This is a genomic window from Phocaeicola sartorii JCM 17136 = DSM 21941, assembly GCF_054653615.1.
On sequence record NZ_BAAIFW010000005.1, the window covers coordinates 3,966,309 to 3,986,150 of the forward strand.

The window sequence follows — 19,842 nt, forward strand, 5'->3', positions numbered from 1 at the left end:
TCTTCTGTTCATTTACGGGTGTATTGTTCAATTTCGGGTTCAACCTCTGTATTGTCCACACTCTCCCATTCAATCGGCTTGAATTTCTCTTGTAACCATTGGAATACCACAAACAATACGGGTACGATAAAGATCTGGAAAATCATACCGACCAACATACCACCAATGGCTGAAGCTCCCAAAGTACGGTTACCATGAGCACCAACCCCCATAGCCAGCATCAACGGAATCAAACCTACAATCATGGCCAATGAGGTCATCAAGATCGGTCGCAAACGGGCCGCCGCACCTAAAACCGCAGCCCAGGAAATACTCATCCCCTGCTTACGGCGGTCTAAAGCAAACTCTACAATCAGAATGGCGTTCTTCGCCAACAATCCCATCAACATGATCAATGCGATCTGCATATAAATATCATTTGACATGGTTCCCAGAATCATCTTCAATGCCGGGATATTTCCCAATGCCGCAAATCCGTTTACAAACAAGAAGCTCCCCAACAAACCAAACGGTACTGAAAGCAATACGGACAACGGCAGTATATAACTTTCATATTGCGCACTCAGCAGCAAGTAAACGAATACGAAACACAAGATAAAGATGATACCCGTAGAACTACCACTGGTAGATGCCTCCTCACGGGCCATACCTCCCAACTCATAACCGTAACCGGTAGGCAAATTCTCTTTGGCTACTTCCGCAATAGCCTGCAAAGCCTGTCCGGAAGTATAACCGCTGGCAGGAGCCACCATCACTTTGATTGCCGTATAAAGATTGAAACGGCTGATCACGTCCGGCCCGTATACTCTCTTGATAGAAACAAACTGAGAGATTGGAGCCATCTCATTCCCATTACGTATCTTGATACTATTCAATGACTCCAGATTCTTGGTTGCCTCGGGTTCCGCCTGAATCATTACACGGTACATCTTACCGAAACGGTTGAAGTTAGAAGCATACAAGCCTCCGAAATATCCCTGCATAGTAGCCAGAATATCACTGGGGCTAATACCTGCCTTCTTACAAGCAGCGGCATCAATATCCAGCATATATTGGGGGAAATTCGGATTAAAGGTAGTCTGTGCCGAATTAATTTCGGGACGGGCCTTCAACGCATCCATATAGTTCAAAACCACATCATAGAAATGATTCAAGTCACCACCCGTCTTATCCTGCATATTCAACTCTATATCACTAGATGCCGAATAGCCCGGAATCATGGGAGGGGCAAAGAACAAGACCTGCGCATCCTTGATGATTTTCTGCGCACGCATAAACAAAGTGCCTACCACGACATCCGAGTTCTGCATCATGGAACGTTCTTCCCAGTCTTTCAGTTTGATGATCAAAGAGCCGTATGAAGGGCCCTGGCCACCGATAAAGCCGAAACCGGAAATTACGGTACGGGAACCTACCGCCGGTTCGGCAGCTACCAGACTGTCCACACGGTTCAAGATCTCCATGGCACGTTCCTGCGAGGTACCAGGAGGCAATGTCACCGCACCCATGATAGTACCCGTATCCTCATTAGGCACCATACCAGTCGGAGTGACCTTCATAAAGAACACCAGCAGAATGATAGAAGCGGCAACCAGTCCGAATGACAGCCATTTCTTATGGATAAAGAATACCACATTCTTCTTATACTTTTTCAACAAAGAATCATAAGCAGCATTGAAGGCGGTATGAAAGCGTTCCACACGGTTCATTTTCTTTGTACCGTGCCCTTCATCATGAGGTTTCAAGAAAATAGCACACAATGCCGGCGACAGGGTCAACGCATTCAAAGCGGAGAAACCGATAGCGATAGCCATAGTGATACCGAACTGACGGTAGAATGTACCGGCAGTACCTCCCATGAAACTCACCGGAATAAACACAGACATCATCACCAATGTGATGGAAACAATGGCGCCGCCCAGTTCACTCATGGCATCGATAGAAGCCTCACGAGAAGACTTATAACCCTGGTCCAGCTTGGCATGGACACCTTCGACCACAACTATGGCATCATCGACCACAATCGCGATAGCAAGCACCATCGCCGAAAGAGTCAGCAAGTTCACACTGAAACCGATCAGCTTCAACACAAAGAAAGTAGCAATCAACGCCACCGGAATAGCAATAGCCGGAATCAACGTCGAACGCATATCCTGTAAGAAGATATATACCACGATAAACACCAGAATAAACGCCTCAATCAACGTTTTGATTACCTCGTGAATAGAAGCGAACAAGAAGTCATTGGCATTCTGGGCGATATTGATACTCAATCCAGTAGGCAGTGATTCCTGCGCCTTTGCAAGCACTTCTTCCAAATTAGAAATAGTTTCGGTAGCATTAGTACCGGCCATCTGATAAACGATACAAGACACCGCCTTATGACCATTTACCGTATTATTGAACGTATAAGCCAGACGGCCTAATTCTATATCGGCCACATCTCCCAAACGAAGTACGTTACCATCCGGCAATGCCTTGATAACAATATCTTCAAACTCATTTGTCTGCTGCAAACGCCCTTTATAACGGATCGTATATTGGAAAGTCTGATTACCACGTTCACCGAATTGCCCCGGAGCCGCTTCAATATTCTGTTCTGCCAAAGCCGCCGAGACATCGGTAGGAATCAATTTGTACTGCGCCATCACGTCCGGTTTCAACCAAATACGCATGGAGTAGTCCTGCCCTAGCACCGTAGCATCACCTACACCTTTTACACGCTTAATTTCAGGAATCAAGTTAATATTAGCATAGTTTTCGATAAATTCGATGTTATATGAGTCGGTTTCATCATACAGTGAGAAAACCATCAACATAGAATTCTGGCGCTTCTGGGTAGTCACTCCGACTTTAGTCACTTCGGCCGGCAATAGTCCTTGTGCCATGGAGACACGATTCTGCACATTGACAGCCGCCATATCCGGGTCAGTACCTTGATTGAAATAAACATTGATATCAGCAGCACCATTATTAGATGCTGTGGACTGGATATACATCATGTTTTCCACACCGTTTATCTGGTCTTCCAATGGAGCAATGACCGAATTCAACACGGCTGTGGAGTTCGCACCTGTATAAGTCGCCCTTACCGACACAGTAGGAGGCGCAATATCCGGATACTGTGTAACCGGCAATGTAGCAAGTCCGATGATACCCAGAATAACTATCAAGACGGAGATTACCGTTGATAGCACCGGACGGTTAATAAATCTATCTAGTTTCATTCTCTATATACCTTAATTTATATAAACGATATTAATCTGTTTATTTTATACTGATTATTTAAAGGCCGTAGCAATATTGCCTTCCTTCTGGTCTTTCAGGTGTTGTTGATATTTGGCCTCTTTCTGTTCCGGAGTGATCGGAGTAATTGTCTGTCCGTCCTTCAGAGTCTGCACACCTTCAACTACAATTTTATCGCCGGGCTTCAAGCCACCGGTAACAATATAATTCTTACCGTCATTTAAATTCGACACCTTTATTTCCGTATGCTTCAATGTATTATCCGACAGAAGTACATAAACAAACTTTTTGTCCTGAATTTCCTGCGTAGCCGATTGAGGAATCAAAATAATATCTTCCATCGTATAAGGGAAAATCACATTAGCCATACCACCACTACGCAACACAAACTGTCCGTTCGGGAAAACAGCACGCATACTTACCGAACCGGTACTCTGGTCTATAACACCACTTACAGCATCAATTTTACCTTCTTCCGCATATAACGTACCGTCAGCCAGCTCCAATTTCACAGCCGGCATCTTCTCCAATTGCTCTTTCAGCGTGCCACCCGCTCTTGTCAAGCCCAGCAACTGCTTTTCAGTCATGGAGAAATACACATACATCTCACCGATTTCGCTTACAGTAGTCAACGGCTGTGCCACCGAAGGGCTCACCAAGCTACCTATACGATACGGGAATGTACCAACCACACCATTCGAAGGACTGGTCACTGTACAGAAACCTAAATTCTGACGAGCGCTGGTCAACTGAGCCTCCGCTTGAGCCAAACCGGCCTTTGCAGAAAGCAATTGATCCACCGCACTTTGGTACTCAAAATCACTGATAATTTTCTTATCATACAAGTTTTTTTTCTGTTGTTCGTTCAATGTCAACGTATTGACATTGGATTTCGCCATCTCTACAGCAGCCTTTGCCTGACGTTCGGCAGCCGCATACTGTGTAGGATCAATCTGGAACAATGCCTGGCCTTTCTTTACAGTTGCGCCTTCATCCACACAAAGCTTTACGATAAACCCGGAAACCTGAGGACGCACTTCGATATCCTGAACACCCTTAATGGTAGCGGGATAAGAAGTGGACTGCTGGCTGGCTGTAGATTGTACAGTCACAACGGTGAATTCGTCATCACCCAACTTCATACCGCTCTGACCGCCCCCACAACTGCTTAAAACGGTCATCACCGCCGTAAATATCGCTAGGCGGCTCCATGAAAAACACTTCATACTATTTACTGTCATCTTCATAACTAATATTATTGAACTTTACTTATTTATCGAATTAACAGAGGTTTACAGAAAACTTTTTAAACCCAATTAGTTTTCACCGCCACAAAATTAGTCATTTTTCCGGCATTTATCCGCTTAGCCTATTAGCTTTAACTATAAATAACGTGCGCACACGAAAGGATACCTATCATGTAAATATGTTTCATACATATTCCATTCACATTCAGGCTTCAACTATTAAAATACATTAGACCATGACACAACTCATTATGATATGGACATACATGAAAACTATTTTTTATATCTTTGCCTTGAAAACACTAAAGAATGAAATCTGATTTTCGCACTGATCAAAACCAACACTTAAAAAATCATCAATTCGATATCATTTTACACTATTTAGACTTCAAATTATAATTTTATTTGTATTTTTGCCACCAATTTAAAACAATAACATTATTAAAGTAAAAAGATTATGGTCAAGATTACCAAAGAAGCAGCTTTGCTATACCACTCGCAAGGCAAGCCCGGAAAAATTGAAGTTGTACCGACAAAACCGTACAGCACACAAACAGACCTGTCATTGGCTTATTCCCCCGGAGTAGCCGAACCTTGTCTGGAAATAGAGAAAGACCCACAAACCGCATACGACTACACTGCGAAAGGCAACTTAGTAGCCGTTATCTCCAATGGTACAGCCGTTTTAGGACTAGGCGACATAGGCGCTTTGAGCGGAAAGCCTGTCATGGAAGGTAAGGGACTGCTTTTCAAAATTTACGCAGGCATTGATGTCTTTGATATCGAAGTAAACGAAAAAGATCCTGAAAAATTTATCCAAGCCGTAAAAGCCATTGCCCCCACATTCGGAGGTATCAACTTGGAAGACATCAAGGCTCCTGAATGTTTCGAGATAGAAAACCGGCTGAAAGAAGAACTGGATATCCCAGTAATGCACGACGACCAGCATGGTACAGCTATCATTTCATCTGCCGGACTATTGAACGCATTGGAGGTCGCCGGAAAGAAAATTGAAAATGTAAGAATCGTAGTAAACGGCGCCGGAGCTTCCGCCACTTCCTGTACCAAACTATATGTAGCGTTAGGAGCCCGTAAAGAAAACATTTTGATGCTGGACAGCAAAGGCGTGATAACCAGTGACCGCCCCAACCTGACAGAAAACAAGAAATTCTTTGCAACCGACCGTCGAGACGTACATACACTGGAAGAAGCCATCAAAGGAGCAGATGTATTCCTAGGATTATCAAAAGGTAATGTGCTGACTCAAGACATGGTCCGCAGCATGGCAGATCATCCCATCGTATTCGCATTAGCCAATCCGACTCCGGAAATCTCTTACGAAGACGCCATGGCATCCCGTCCTGATGTATTGATGTCCACCGGACGTTCAGACTACCCCAACCAAATCAATAACGTAATCGGTTTCCCCTATATCTTCCGCGGAGCTTTGGATACCCAAGCCAAAGCAATTAATGAAGAAATGAAGCTGGCCGCCGTACATGCTATCGCCGATTTGGCAAAACAACCTGTTCCCGATGTAGTGAACGAAGCCTATCATGTGAATAATTTTACTTTCGGCCCTGAATATTTCATTCCCAAACCGGTTGACCCCCGTTTAATTACCGAAGTTTCTATGGCTGTGGCAAAAGCAGCAATGGAATCAGGAGTTGCGCGCAAAAATATTACTGACTGGGAAGCCTACAAGACCCGCCTGCGCGAACTGATGGGACAAGAAAGCAAATTAACCCGTCAACTTTACGAAACAGCCCGTCGCGCCCCACAACGTGTAGTATTTGCCGAAGGTATTCATCCTACGATGTTAAAAGCTGCCGTAGAGGCCAAAGCCGAAGGGATCTGTCACCCTATCTTATTAGGTAACGATGAGCGCATTGAAAAATTGGCAAAAGAACTGGATCTGAGTTTGGAAGGAATAGAAATCATCAATCTTCGTCATGACCGTGAAGCCGAACGCCGTGAACGTTACGCCCGCATACTTTCAGAAAAACGTGCACGCCAAGGGGCCAACCTCCAAGAATCCAACGACAAGATGTTCGAACGCAACTACTTCGGTATGATGATGGTTGAAACCGGAGAAGCCGACGCATTCATCACCGGTCTATACACCAAATATTCCAACACGATCAAGGTAGCGAAAGAAGTTATCGGCATCCAACCGGAATACAAACATTTCGGGACAATGCATATTCTGAATTCAAAGAAAGGCACTTACTTTGTAGCTGACACACTGATCAACCGCCATCCGGATACCGACACCTTGATTGACATCGCCAAATTGTCAAAAAAGACAGTAGAGTTCTTTAATCACACTCCAACAATGGCCATGTTGTCCTACTCCAACTTCGGTTCGGACACCGAGGGAAGCCCGGCTAAAGTACATGATGCGGTGGACTATATGCAGAAAGAATACCCGGAACTGGCTATAGACGGTGAGATGCAGGTCAATTTTGCCCTAAACACCCAATTGCGTGACGAGAAATATCCCTTCACACGTTTGAAAGGCAAGGAAGTAAACACGCTGGTATTCCCGAATCTGAGCTCTGCCAATGCCACCTACCAGTTAATTCAGTCCATGAGTGAGACTGAGGTAATCGGCCCGATACAAATGGGACTGAACAAGCCTATCCATTTCACCGACTGCGAAGCTTCTGTACGCGACATCGTAAACATCACCGCTGTTGCGGTAATTGACGCTATCGTTTACAAAAAAAAGAAAAGGAAATAAACAACATTCACCACAGATTGCATCGGTTTATACAGATCATCATTCAGGTTGTAGCATCAGCCAATTTTATCAGTGCAAATCAAGACAATCTGTGGTGAAACACATCTAAATCATCAAAACAGTACTATGAAAAAAAAGTCGCTTTCCCTTCCACAAATCGTAACCTTAGCCCTGTTATGGATTGCCATTTGCTATATTATCCTAACAGGGAGCGAACATATTGACGGACCTTTAATATTATCCATTATCATTTCGGGAGCCTTGGTCTTCATTCCATTACTAAAATATCTCAAGGAAAGGGGAAAATAATCTTTTATCCGCTTTTTAGCTTACATTTTGCACAGATTGATATTTTTCTACGTATTTTCTTTATAAATTGTTGCATATTTCAATTCTTATCTATATTTTTGCACCATCAAAAAAGTAATAGAAAGAATTAATTAACAACTATAAAAAGAAGTAGATTATGAATGCAGCTAAGGTATTAGAAGATCTGAAAAGAAGATTCCCCAATGAACCTGAATATCATCAGGCAGTAGAGGAAGTGCTAAGTACAATCGAAGAAGAATACAACAAACATCCCGAATTTGACAAGGTAAATTTGATTGAACGTTTATGTATTCCTGATCGTGTATATCAATTCCGTGTAACATGGATGGATGACAAAGGTAACATCCAGACAAACATGGGCTACCGTGTGCAACATAACAATGCCATCGGCCCATACAAAGGTGGTATCCGTTTTCACTCTTCTGTGAACTTGGGAATTTTGAAATTCCTTGCCTTCGAGCAAACATTCAAAAATTCACTGACTACCCTTCCGATGGGTGGTGGCAAAGGAGGTTCCGACTTCTCTCCACGTGGCAAATCAAACGCAGAAGTGATGCGTTTCTGCCAAGCATTCATGTTAGAATTATGGCGTCACATCGGTCCTGAAACTGACGTTCCGGCAGGCGATATCGGTGTAGGTGGCCGCGAAGTAGGTTTCATGTTCGGCATGTACAAGAAACTTTCTCATGAATTCTCCGGTGTACTGACCGGCAAGGGCCGTGAATTCGGTGGTTCCTTGATTCGCCCCGAAGCAACCGGATACGGTAATATCTACTTCTTGATGGAAATGCTGAAAACCAAAGGTACAGACCTGAAAGGAAAAACTTGTTTGGTTTCAGGTTCAGGTAACGTAGCTCAATACACCGTAGAAAAAGTAATCGAGCTGGGTGGTAAAGTAGTTACCATGTCCGACTCAGACGGTTACATCTATGATCCGGATGGAATAGACCGTGAAAAACTGGATTTCATCATGGAGTTGAAGAACTTATACCGTGGACGTATCCGTGAATATGCCGAAAAATACGGTTGCAAATACGTGGCAGGCGCCCGTCCTTGGGGTGAGAAAGCAGATATCGCATTACCTTCCGCCACTCAGAACGAACTGAACGGCGATGAAGCCAGACAATTGGTTGCCAATGGCGTCATGGCTGTCAGCGAAGGTGCAAACATGCCCTCTACCCCTGAAGCTATCCGCGTATTCCAAGAAGCCAAGATTCTGTATGCTCCGGGTAAAGCAGCCAACGCGGGTGGTGTATCTGTATCCGGATTGGAAATGACTCAGAACTCTATCAAACTAGGCTGGAGTCAAGAAGAAGTAGATGAGAAATTGAAAAGTATCATGAAAAACATCCATGAGGCTTGTGTACAATACGGTACTGAGGCTGACGGTTATGTAAACTACGTGAAAGGTGCTAATGTAGCAGGATTCATGAAAGTAGCCAAGGCTATGATGGCTCAAGGTATTGTTTAATAGAACATTCCTTTATATTATATCATATTGTAGAAAAAGGTGCGGAAATCTATTTTTCCTGCACCTTTTTCAATAAATACCAAATTCTTCCCAAACAGCATTCCTCCATTTTTTCAATACATTGCATGAAGGATTATATCCGCCACCTTTTTGCCAAACTAAGCCTCCCGCGCAAAATAAACTTATCAACCACATTAATATAGAAGAAAATACTATCTTTGCCATAGTTATATCCAAAGAAATAGAACCACTATGGAAAAAGAAGAATTAATGCGGAAAGCAATTAAGCTTTCTATAGATAATGTAACAAACGGCGGCGGTCCCTTTGGAGCTGTTATCGCCAAGGACGGAGAGATTATCGCTACCGGAGTCAATCGTGTCACCACACTATGTGACCCCACCGCCCATGCGGAAGTCAGCGCCATCCGTGCAGCGGCAACCAAACTAGGAACATTCAACCTGAGTGGATGTGAAATTTATACTTCTTGTGAACCGTGTCCTATGTGTCTGGGAGCTATTTACTGGGCACGATTGGATAAAATGTATTATGCAAACAACAAGACGGATGCCAAGAATATAGGTTTTGACGACTCTTTTATCTATGATGAACTGAGTCTGAAACCTTCGGCACGCAAACTTCCCTCCGAAATTCTTTTGGCGGAAGAGGCAATAAAGGCCTTCCAGCAATGGACGGAAAAAAGTGATAAGATAGAGTATTAATAAAAAGACGCGGATGAAATCCATATCATCCGCGCCCGAAAGCTTTATAAAATCTTAAAGACTATTCTTTTACCGGTGTATTTTCCAAGGTAGCTACCACGAAATCATAGAACTTGCCTACAGAAGGAATAAAGCAGCGTTCATCCGGTGAGTGAGGAGAACGCAAAGTAGGACCGAAGGAAATCATATCCAATCCCGGAACCACCGCACCGATGATACCGCATTCCAAACCGGCATGAATCACTTTCACAGCAGGTTCCTTACCGAACTGTGCCTGATAAGACTCCTTCATAGCTTTCAGAATAGGAGAATCCACATTGGGCTCCCAGCCTGAATAACCACCGGAACGGGTTACTTCCATACCTGCCATAGAAAAACAGCTTTCCAGTGCAGTGTTCAGATAATCCTTCATCGAGTCACGCGAACTGCGGGCCAGGATTTTGATCTCCGCCTTACCGCCTCCGATAGAAACGATAGCCAGATTAGAAGAAGTTTCTACTGTATCAGGGATCGTAGGAATCATACGCATCACCCCATTCTGACAAGCATAAATCGCATCCACCAGATTATCTTTGATTTCATCGGGAACCATCATCGCAGGCAATTCCACCCGTTCTGCCTTGAAGCTGATCGGAGTTTCGTGTACATGATATTCTTCATTCCACAATGCTTCGCACTCCTGCACAAATTCCATCACGTCCGCTTCCTCATCAGCAGGAACCGTAATAACTACTTCACATTCACGAGGAATGGCGTTACGCATATTACCACCTTGCCAAGAAACCAGACAAGCCTCATCATAAGCAATCACCTGATTCATGAAACGAGCCATCAGTTTGTTGGCATTGGCACGTCCTTCATTGATTTCCAATCCGGAGTGTCCGCCACGTAATCCTTTCAAAGTAACCTTCAAAGCAATGTCAGCCGGATCTGTCTCCATTTCCTTATATTCCAAAACAGCTGTCAAGTCTTCACCACCTGCACAACCTATATACAATTCTCCTTCTTCTTCCGAGTCCAGATTCAACAGAATATCACCATCTACCGTACCTGGCTTCAAGCCAAACGCACCGAACATGCCGGTTTCCTCATCAGCAGTAATCAACGCCTCCAACGGACCATGTTTCAGCGTCTTATCTTCCATGATAGCCATGATAGCCGCAACACCCATACCGTCATCTGCTCCCAAAGTCGTACCTTTGGCTTTCACCCAATCTCCGTCAATATAAGTTTCGATAGGATCCTTTTCAAAATCATGCACCGTATCATTATTCTTCTGAGGCACCATGTCCATGTGAGCCTGAAGAATCACTTTCTTACGGTTTTCCATCCCCGGAGTGGCAGGCTTACGATAAATAATATTACCAGCTTCATCCTGGAATGACTCTACACCTACACTTTTTCCAAAGTTCAGCAAGAACTCTTGAACCTTCTTCAAGTAACCCGAAGGACGGGGAACCTGAGTCAATGAATAGAAATGCTTCCACACATTCTGCGGAGCGAGAGAGAGAATTGTACTCATAACTTCTTAGTTTTATTAGTGAACGGCAAAGCCGCTAATCCATATATACCCAACAAAATTAATAAAAAAGTTTGTATTCCATGCACTAATAAGGCAAAAATTCCCGCATCTTCTTTTCCGACTCCATAGAGCATCATCATCGTTATGACAGCAAAATGCCACGGACCCGCCCCATTAGGAGTCGGAACTACTACCGCAATGCTACCTACAGCAAACATAACCAGCCCCGCCATCACTCCCAAATTATCAGAAAAATCGAAACAAAAGAAGGAGACATAGAATTGCAGGAAATAACAAGTCCAAATGGCGGCAGTGTAAAGAATGAACAAAGGCATCCGCTTTACATGGCGCAAAGACAGTACACCAACCCATACATTATGGAGAATGCCTTTCACTTTGGCAAAGACTGTCACATTCCTGATCAGAAAAAAGGCCAGTACCAATACGGCCAACACACAGACGATAGTGATATAGAAATGCCCGGAGGTAAAGACCTGTGACAAGACCGTGGTATCCGTGCCGGTTTCTTTAAAGAAAATATCGAATACCCTTGCCTGCATGATCAAAGTTACCCCTGTAATCAACGCCACACACAACGTATCAATCAACCGCTCCGTAACCACCGTACCCAACGATTTGGAGAAAGACGTGCCATCGTATTTCGCCAACACACCGCAACGGGAAATCTCGCCTACACGGGGAACAGCCAAGTTGGCAGCGTATGACACGAAGATGGCATACACACAATCAGATGTTTTGGGATGCTCGCCCAACGGAGCTAATGTCAGTTTCCACCGCCACCCGCGAAATATGTGGCTGAATACACCAAAGACCAGCGACAACAACATCCACCCATAGTTCATTCCTCCATCCAAAACCTCCCATACCCGGGAAAAATTGAATCCGTGATACATCCATATCAGTATCGCGGCTCCTAAAAATAACGGAAATGCAATCTGCAAACCTTTATTTATGATCTTTTTTAATCGAGTTCGTTCCAAAATCTGTGTATATTAATTTAGAATGTTTACCTTTGCACGATGCAAAGATACTATCTTAGCGAAATAAACCTATTTATAAATGATAGAAAATAACGGAATGGGATTAGTTAAGCCAAAAAAATTTCTAGGACAACACTTCTTGAAAGACCTCAGTATCGCAAAAGACATAGCCGATACCGTAGATGTGTGCCCCGACCTGCCAATTCTGGAAGTAGGACCGGGAATGGGGGTACTAACCCAGTTTATTATGCAGAAAAGCCGTCCCGTAAAAGTAGTGGAGCTGGACTATGAATCTGTAGCTTATCTTCGTGAGAACTACCCGGCTCTGGAAGGGCATATCATTGAAGACGACTTTTTGAAACTGCACCTTGAAAAGTTGTTTGACGGGAAACCTTTTGTTCTGACCGGCAACTATCCTTATAATATATCCAGCCAAATATTCTTTAAAATGCTGGATTATAAAGATCTGATCCCCTGTTGTACCGGAATGATCCAAAAAGAAGTAGCCGAACGCATTGCCGCCGGCCCCGGAAGCAAGACGTACGGCATCCTCAGCATCTTGATACAAGCCTGGTATAAAGTAGAATACCTATTTACCGTACACGAACATGTATTCAATCCGCCTCCCAAGGTCAAAAGTGCGGTAATCCGCATGACACGCAATGAAACGACTGACCTGGGATGCAATGAAAAACTGTTCAAACTCATTGTAAAAACAACGTTCAACCAACGACGTAAAACCTTGAGGAACTCCATTTCCTCCATTTTGGACAAAGAGAACCCGTTGAGTGCCGACCCCATTTTCAATAAACGGCCAGAACAATTGTCCGTACCAGAGTTCATCGAACTGACCAACAGAGTGGAAGCGGCATTGAAGAACAAGACGGACATTGTTTACAGCAACGATATCGCCCGGAAAGTAACAAACAAGAAAGAATAACACCTATTATTATATTAACGGAAGAGTAGGATGAATAAAGAGGAACTAGAAAAAGTAGAGCAGCTGATCGAGCAAAAAGACTCAGAACAACTTAAGGGCTTACTCGCCGATCTGCATCCTGCCGACATAGCAGAACTGTGCAATGAACTGGACGCGGAAGAAGCGCGGTTCATATACCTGTTACTGGACAATGAGACTGCCGCCGACGTCCTTATCGAAATGGATGAAGACGCCCGTAAGGAATTTCTGGAAATCCTTCCCTCTGAAACAATCGCCAAACGCTTTGTCGACTACATGGACTCGGATGATGCTGTGGACATTATCCGTGAAATGGACGAAGAGAAACAGGAAGAAGTCCTCTCACACATTGAAGACATAGAACAAGCCGGAGACATTGTCGATTTGTTGAAATATGACGAAGATACCGCCGGTGGATTGATGGGTACCGAAATGGTAGTCGTAAACGAAAACTGGAGTATGCCCGAATGTCTAAAGGAAATGCGCATCCAGGCGGAAGATATGGACGAGATCTATTATGTATATGTAGTAGACGATGACCAGCGGCTGCGCGGTGTATTCCCGCTGAAGAAAATGATAACCAGCCCTTCCGTATCCAAAGTGAAACATGTGATGAGGAAAGACCCGATATCCGTCCATGTAGATACACCTGTGGACGAAGTGGTCCAGACCATTGAAAAATATGACCTGGTTGCCGTACCGGTAGTTGACAGCATCGGACGTCTGGTGGGACGGATCACCGTAGATGATGTGATGGACGAAGTTCGTGAACAGGCAGAACGCGACTATCAGCTGGCATCAGGTCTGTCACAAGATGTAGAAACAGACGATAATGTTTTCCGCCAGACTACAGCCCGTCTTCCCTGGCTGCTTATCGGTATGATAGGCGGAATAGGCAACTCCATGATTTTGGGTAATTTTGACAGCACTTTTGCCGCCCATCCCGAAATGGCCCTCTATATCCCTCTTATCGGTGGAACAGGCGGAAATGTAGGGACACAGTCCTCAGCACTCATCGTACAGGGGCTGGCAAACAGTTCACTAGACGCCCAGAACACCTGGAAACAAATAGTAAAGGAGTCCGTAGTAGCCGTAATCAATGCCACCATTATTTCCATGCTGGTATATATTTATAATTTCATCCGTTTCGGGGCAAACGCCACCGTGACCTATTCGGTTTCACTTAGTCTGTTTGCCGTGGTCATGTTCGCTTCCATCTTTGGAACCCTGGTTCCCATGACACTGGAAAAATTAAAAATAGATCCTGCCATCGCCACAGGTCCGTTCATCTCCATCACCAATGACATTATAGGCATGATGCTCTATATGGGCATCACCGTATTACTATCCTGATACATTTCATCACAAATGATACAGACTGCAACTTATACAAAAGAGAAAAAAACAGATTCACACGGATGACTTCAAGAAATCACAATAAAAAAGAATCCGTATGAATCTGTGCAATCTGTAGTGCATCCCCCCTCGATTCCCCTGTTTTCTCCACTTTTAAAGATTTTCCTAAAAAAAATCGGGAAAAACAGTATGAAGTTCTAATTTATTTCTTTTAATTTGTAAATTGTTGTTATAACAAGAACGCTTACTTTAAAAATCTATACGATGGACTCGAATGAAACTAACCGCCCTTTAACCGAAGTTCCGGTGGAACAAACATCTGAAACTTTGGTATCATCTTCCGCTACTGTGGAAGAGAATAACGCTACGTATGTACCTAAACAAACGAAAGAAGAGGTCATCGAACGTTTGAAAGAAATCAATGAAGACGCCTGCAATGCAGACAAACAGGAGTTGGATTTATTGAAACAGAACTTCTACAAGCTGCACAAGGCCGAACAAGAAACCGCCCGCAAGGCATTTATTGACGGCGGGGGCGCTCCCGAGGCATTTATCCCCCAACCGGACGATGCTGAAAGCCGTTTCAAGGATATCATGAGTTCTATCAAAGAAAAAAGAAGCGCCATACAAGCAGAACAAGATAAAGAAAAAGAAGATAATCTGGTGAAGAAACTCGCCATTATCGACCGTTTGAAAGAACTTGCCGAATCTCCCGAAGACGCCAACAAAGCATACAATGAATTCAAAAAGCTGCAACAGGAATGGAACGATATAAAACAGGTGCCGGCCGCCAAAGTAAATGAACTATGGAAAAATTATCAGCACTATGCAGAAAAGTTCTATGACTTGATAAAGTTGAACAATGAATTCCGTGAATACGATTTTAAAAAGAACCTTGAGATAAAGGCTCATCTTTGCGAAGCCGCCGAGAAACTAGCCGAGGAAGAAGATGTCATTTCCGCTTTCCACCAATTGCAAAAGCTACATCAAGAGTTCCGGAATACAGGTCCTGTAGCAAAGGAATTACGCGAAGACATCTGGACACGGTTCAAGACCGCCTCTACAGCCGTAAACCGTCGCCACCAGCAACACTTCGAAGCTTTAAAAGAAAAAGAGCAACGTAATCTGGATGAAAAAACCGTAATCTGCGAGATTGTGGAAGCAATGGAATACAATACGTTTACTACTTTCCAAGATTGGGAAAACAAAACTCAGGAAATCATTGCCCTGCAGGCCAAATGGAAAACAATTGGTTACGCACCACAGAAAATGAACGTGAAGATATTCGAACGTTTCCGTGCCGCTTGCGATGAGTTCTTCAAACGCAAAGCCGAATTCTTCAAGTCCATCAAGGAAAGCATGGCAGGCAATTTGGAAAAGAAGAAAGAATTATGTGAAAAAGCGGAAGCTTTGAAAGACAACACAGACTGGAAGGCTACCGCCGATGTGCTGAGCAAATTGCAAAAGGAATGGAAAACAATCGGTCCTGTACCTAAAAAGTATTCGGATGCCGTATGGAAACGTTTTATCGCTGCATGTGACTATTTCTTCGAACAAAAGAACAAAGCTACTTCTTCACAGCGATCAGTCGAACAGGAAAATATGGCTCAGAAAAAGGCGATCATTGAAAAATTAAATACAATCGACGCACAGGAAACACCGGAAGAGAATGCCGGAAACGTCATTCGAGAATTAATGAAGGAATGGAATAGTATCGGTCATGTACCGTTTAAAGAGAAAGACAAATTGTATAAGCAATATCATGGAGTCATTGATAAGTTGTTTGACAAGTTGAATCTCTCCGCATCACAGAAAAAATTAAGTAATTTCAAATCAACGATCAGCAAGGAAGGCAACCTCTATCGTGAACGTGAAAAATTGGTTCGTGCTTACGAGAACATGAAGAATGAAATTCAAACATACGAAAACAATTTAGGTTTCTTGACCAGTTCTTCCAAAAAAGGCAGCAGCCTGGTTACAGAAATGAATCGTAAAGTGGAAAAGCTCAAAGCTGACTTGGAACTGATACTGAAAAAAATAGAAGTGATTGACCAATCAATGAAAGACGAATAAAAAAACAATTATAAAAAAGAGTTTAATGCGAATGTGTTAGACTCTTTTTTTTGCTAACGTGGCACTGATTTTTCACTATCTTTGTCCTTGAATTACACCCCTGCAAAACAGGGGTGCCAGTTGTTTTAAGCCCCCGCCCTGTCTTAACCCAAACAGGATATTGAACGTTTGCTTTTTGGATCTCTCATTTTTTTCGTGTTTAGATGAGCCTATAAAGTATAAAAATAGAGAGTTGGCACCGAATTTAACACCGATTTCGGATGGTCTATTTTTAAGATAGCTAGCCCCGAAATAAGAAAACCTCTCTAAAACTACCATTTTAGAGAGGTTTTGCCTTTAATAAGTGGGTTATTTGTTGGGATACCAGGATTCGAACCTGGAAAAACAGGACCAGAATCTGTTGTGTTACCATTACACCATATCCCACTCTTCCTATCAAAACGCCTGTTTTGATTTTGACGCTGCAAAGATACGGCTTTTTATTTAACCTACAAATTTTTGAAGCTTTTTTTTAATCAAAATCTTTTTTTCTTTATTTATCTTCTTTTCCCAGTCCACTTCATCCCCCCTGATCACAAATCCTCACTTCTGGTTTAACCTAACACTAAAAAGATTATCTAACTAAAAAAAACAAAAACCGAATATATTTAATGCACATTTTTTCGCTGATATGAGAAAACCAAGTATCTTTGTACATTGTTGTAAATACATAATATTAGAATAATCAGTTGTTAATAACATTATAATGAACGAAGCAGAGACTTTAGTAAAAAAAATAACAGAAGGTATTCAAGAAAAGAAAGGTAAAAACATTGTAATAGCGGACCTCACCGCCATTGATGATACCATTTGCAATTATTTCGTCATCTGTCAAGGCAATTCCCCAAGTCAAGTAACAGCTATCGTTGACTCAGTCAAGGAGTATGTACATAAAGAAATAGATGACAAACCGACGGGAATAGACGGACTGAGAAACGCAGAGTGGGTAGCAATGGACTACAGTGATGTACTGGTGCATGTCTTTTTGCCGGAAACGAGAAACTTTTATAATCTGGAACATTTATGGGCAGACGCCAAACTGACTCAAATTCCTGATTTAGATTAATCCTATACAGAATTAAAATGAGTGAAAATACAAATAATAAGCCAAAGATAAACATGCCACGCTTCAATTTGAGCTGGCTGTATGTTATCATTGCCATGAGTTTTGCCATTCTCTACTTTTCCAATCAAGAAGGAGGAATTGACAAGCAAATAACATATACCGAGTTTAAAGACATGATAAACAAGGGATATGCCAATAAAATAATTGCATACGATGACAATACGGTAGAAATGTACATTAAACCGGAATTTGTTAAAGATGTATTTAAAGATGACTACAAGAAAGTAGGACGCAGCCCGGCCTTGAATGTAGAAATAGGTTCCATGGAGTCATTGGATAAATTCATGGAAAAGGCACAGGAAGAGGGACACTTCACCGGATCTATCAGTTATGAGAAGAAACGCGACTACTTCGGTGCATTATTCTGGAATATTGCTCCGTTCTTACTATTGATCGGAATCTGGATGTTTGCCATGCGCCGCATGAGCGGTGGAGCAGGAACTGGAGGCGCCAATCCGTTCAATGTAGGTAAAAGCAAAGCTCAGGTATATGAAAAAGGAGACAAAGCCAACCGGATTACTTTTAAAGATGTAGCCGGACAGGCAGAAGCCAAACAAGAAGTGGAGGAAATCGTAGAATTTCTGAAACAACCTCAGAAATACACAGAGCTGGGAGGCAAGATTCCTAAAGGCGCGTTGCTGGTAGGCCCTCCGGGAACTGGTAAGACCTTGCTGGCAAAGGCTGTTGCCGGTGAAGCAGACGTACCCTTCTTCTCGCTTTCGGGTTCCGACTTTGTAGAAATGTTCGTCGGAGTAGGCGCATCCCGTGTACGTGACTTGTTCCGCCAGGCGAAAGAAAAAGCCCCTTGTATTATATTCATAGATGAAATAGACGCGGTAGGACGCGCCCGTGGCAAAAACCCAAGCATGGGAGGAAATGATGAACGGGAAAATACATTGAACCAATTGCTGACAGAGATGGATGGTTTTGGCTCAAACAGCGGTGTGATCATTCTGGCAGCTACCAACCGTGCGGATATATTGGACAAAGCATTATTACGTGCCGGACGTTTCGACCGCCAGATTCATGTTGACTTGCCCGACTTAAACGAACGTAAAGAAGTATTCGGAGTACATTTGAAGCCCTTAAAACTAGACGAGAGTGTCGATCTGGACTTACTTGCCCGCCAAACTCCCGGATTCAGCGGGGCAGATATTGCCAATGTTTGTAATGAAGCAGCCCTGATCGCCGCCCGTCATGGCAAGAACGCAGTCGGGAAACAAGACTTTCTGGATGCAGTGGACCGTATCATCGGTGGTTTGGAAAAGAAAACCAAAATCATGACTGCCGAAGAAAAGCGTACTATTGCTTTGCACGAAGCAGGTCACGCCACTCTGTCCTGGTTTCTGGAACATGCCAATCCTTTGATCAAGGTAACCATAGTTCCCCGTGGACGTGCATTGGGAGCCGCATGGTATCTGCCCGAAGAACGGCAGATCACAACCAAAGAGCAAATGCTGGATGAAATGTGCGCCACTTTAGGAGGGCGCGCGGCTGAAGAACTGTTCACCGGACATATCTCAACCGGTGCCATGAACGATTTGGAACGTGTGACAAAACAATCATACGGAATGATCGCTTATGCCGGAATGAGTGAAAAGTTACCCAACTTATGCTATTACAACAACGATGAATACTCTTTCAACAAGCCATACAGTGAACGTACAGCCGAACTGATTGACGAAGAAGTAAAAAGAATGATTAACGAACAATACGACCGGGCAAAAGCCATATTGTCCGAACATAAAGATGGTCACAACGAACTGGCACGTCTGCTGGTTGAAAAAGAAGTGATTTTCGCCGAAGATGTGGAACGCATTTTTGGCAAACGCCCCTGGACTTCACGTTCTGAAGAAATTATGGCTTTAGAAACTCCTGTAAAACCAATAGAAGTGACCGAAGATTTTGAAGAGAAGGATTCTTCAGATACCGAGGAAAAGGATAAAGAAAAAAAAGAAGCATAACATTGTAGAGAGATCTGTCAATTATCCGCATGTCATTCTGAGTGAC

At 43.3% G+C, this 19,842-nt stretch carries 14 protein-coding genes and 1 tRNA gene; 9 read left to right on the top strand and 6 right to left on the bottom strand.

All coding sequences use genetic code 11. From position 1 onward, the window contains the following. Positions 1–8: 8 nt before the first annotated feature. The gene (locus ACYQ0C_RS16620; protein ID WP_016278053.1) at positions 9–3,227 is read right to left on the bottom strand and encodes an efflux RND transporter permease subunit; all 3,219 of its coding nucleotides are present in this window, start codon (positions 3,225–3,227) and stop codon (positions 9–11) included. A 54-nt stretch (positions 3,228–3,281) separates the two neighbouring features. Beyond that, positions 3,282–4,493, bottom strand: a complete 1,212-nt coding sequence (locus ACYQ0C_RS16625; protein ID WP_016278054.1) for an efflux RND transporter periplasmic adaptor subunit — start codon at positions 4,491–4,493, stop codon at positions 3,282–3,284. A 457-nt stretch (positions 4,494–4,950) separates the two neighbouring features. On the opposite strand from ACYQ0C_RS16625, the gene ACYQ0C_RS16630 reads away from it, so the two are divergent. The 3 genes from ACYQ0C_RS16630 (at position 4,951) to ACYQ0C_RS16640 (ending at position 9,037) form a co-directional block, all read left to right on the top strand. Beyond that, positions 4,951–7,236, top strand: a complete 2,286-nt coding sequence (locus ACYQ0C_RS16630) for an NADP-dependent malic enzyme (RefSeq protein WP_016278055.1) — start codon at positions 4,951–4,953, stop codon at positions 7,234–7,236. A gap of 126 nt (positions 7,237–7,362) precedes the next feature. Next, entirely contained in the window at positions 7,363–7,545 is a 183-nt protein-coding gene (locus ACYQ0C_RS16635) for a hypothetical protein (RefSeq protein ID WP_025076792.1), read from the top strand. Between the two features lie 157 nt (positions 7,546–7,702). Beyond that, the gene (locus ACYQ0C_RS16640) at positions 7,703–9,037 is read left to right on the top strand and encodes an NADP-specific glutamate dehydrogenase (RefSeq protein WP_016278056.1); all 1,335 of its coding nucleotides are present in this window, start codon (positions 7,703–7,705) and stop codon (positions 9,035–9,037) included. Between the two features lie 69 nt (positions 9,038–9,106). Here the strand turns inward: ACYQ0C_RS16640 and ACYQ0C_RS16645 are convergent, their stop codons facing one another. Beyond that, a complete protein-coding gene (locus ACYQ0C_RS16645) occupies positions 9,107–9,262 on the bottom strand; it encodes a hypothetical protein (protein WP_159106254.1) in 156 nt (51 codons plus the stop codon). Between the two features lie 27 nt (positions 9,263–9,289). On the opposite strand from ACYQ0C_RS16645, the gene ACYQ0C_RS16650 reads away from it, so the two are divergent. Beyond that, a complete protein-coding gene (locus tag ACYQ0C_RS16650) occupies positions 9,290–9,757 on the top strand; it encodes a nucleoside deaminase (protein WP_016278057.1) in 468 nt (155 codons plus the stop codon). 61 nt (positions 9,758–9,818) lie between these two features. On the opposite strand, the gene ACYQ0C_RS16655 is transcribed toward ACYQ0C_RS16650, so the two are convergent. Both ACYQ0C_RS16655 and ACYQ0C_RS16660 read right to left on the bottom strand, forming a co-directional pair. After that, positions 9,819–11,279 (bottom strand): aminoacyl-histidine dipeptidase, encoded by a 1,461-nt coding sequence (locus ACYQ0C_RS16655; RefSeq protein ID WP_016278058.1) that lies wholly within the window; start codon positions 11,277–11,279, stop codon positions 9,819–9,821. After that, positions 11,276–12,280 carry a lysylphosphatidylglycerol synthase transmembrane domain-containing protein gene (locus ACYQ0C_RS16660; protein WP_016278059.1) on the bottom strand — a complete coding sequence of 335 codons (1,005 nt, stop codon included), beginning with the start codon at positions 12,278–12,280 and terminating at the stop codon, positions 11,276–11,278. The genes ACYQ0C_RS16655 and ACYQ0C_RS16660 overlap by 4 nt, the downstream gene beginning before the upstream one ends. Before the next feature lie 97 nt (positions 12,281–12,377). Between ACYQ0C_RS16660 and rsmA the strand changes: the two genes are divergently transcribed. The 3 genes from rsmA (at position 12,378) to ACYQ0C_RS16675 (ending at position 16,667) form a co-directional block, all read left to right on the top strand. Beyond that, positions 12,378–13,220: a 16S rRNA (adenine(1518)-N(6)/adenine(1519)-N(6))-dimethyltransferase RsmA gene (gene rsmA, locus ACYQ0C_RS16665; protein WP_025076791.1), complete on the top strand. Its 843-nt coding sequence runs from the start codon at positions 12,378–12,380 to the stop codon at positions 13,218–13,220. Between the two features lie 30 nt (positions 13,221–13,250). Next, entirely contained in the window at positions 13,251–14,591 is a 1,341-nt protein-coding gene (gene mgtE, locus ACYQ0C_RS16670) for a magnesium transporter (protein ID WP_016278061.1), read from the top strand. 267 nt (positions 14,592–14,858) lie between these two features. Beyond that, the gene (locus tag ACYQ0C_RS16675; RefSeq protein WP_016278062.1) at positions 14,859–16,667 is read left to right on the top strand and encodes a DUF349 domain-containing protein; all 1,809 of its coding nucleotides are present in this window, start codon (positions 14,859–14,861) and stop codon (positions 16,665–16,667) included. Between the two features lie 355 nt (positions 16,668–17,022). Here the strand turns inward: ACYQ0C_RS16675 and ACYQ0C_RS16680 are convergent. After that, positions 17,023–17,093, bottom strand: a tRNA-Gln gene (locus tag ACYQ0C_RS16680). A gap of 319 nt (positions 17,094–17,412) precedes the next feature. On the opposite strand from ACYQ0C_RS16680, the gene rsfS reads away from it, so the two are divergent. Next, positions 17,413–17,772 (top strand): ribosome silencing factor, encoded by a 360-nt coding sequence (gene rsfS / locus ACYQ0C_RS16685; RefSeq protein WP_016278063.1) that lies wholly within the window; start codon positions 17,413–17,415, stop codon positions 17,770–17,772. Positions 17,773–17,789: 17 nt separating this feature from the next. Continuing rightward, on the top strand, positions 17,790–19,796 hold the full coding sequence (gene ftsH, locus ACYQ0C_RS16690; RefSeq protein WP_032941462.1) for an ATP-dependent zinc metalloprotease FtsH: 2,007 nt from the start codon (positions 17,790–17,792) through the stop codon (positions 19,794–19,796). The last annotated feature ends 46 nt before the right edge of the window (positions 19,797–19,842 follow it).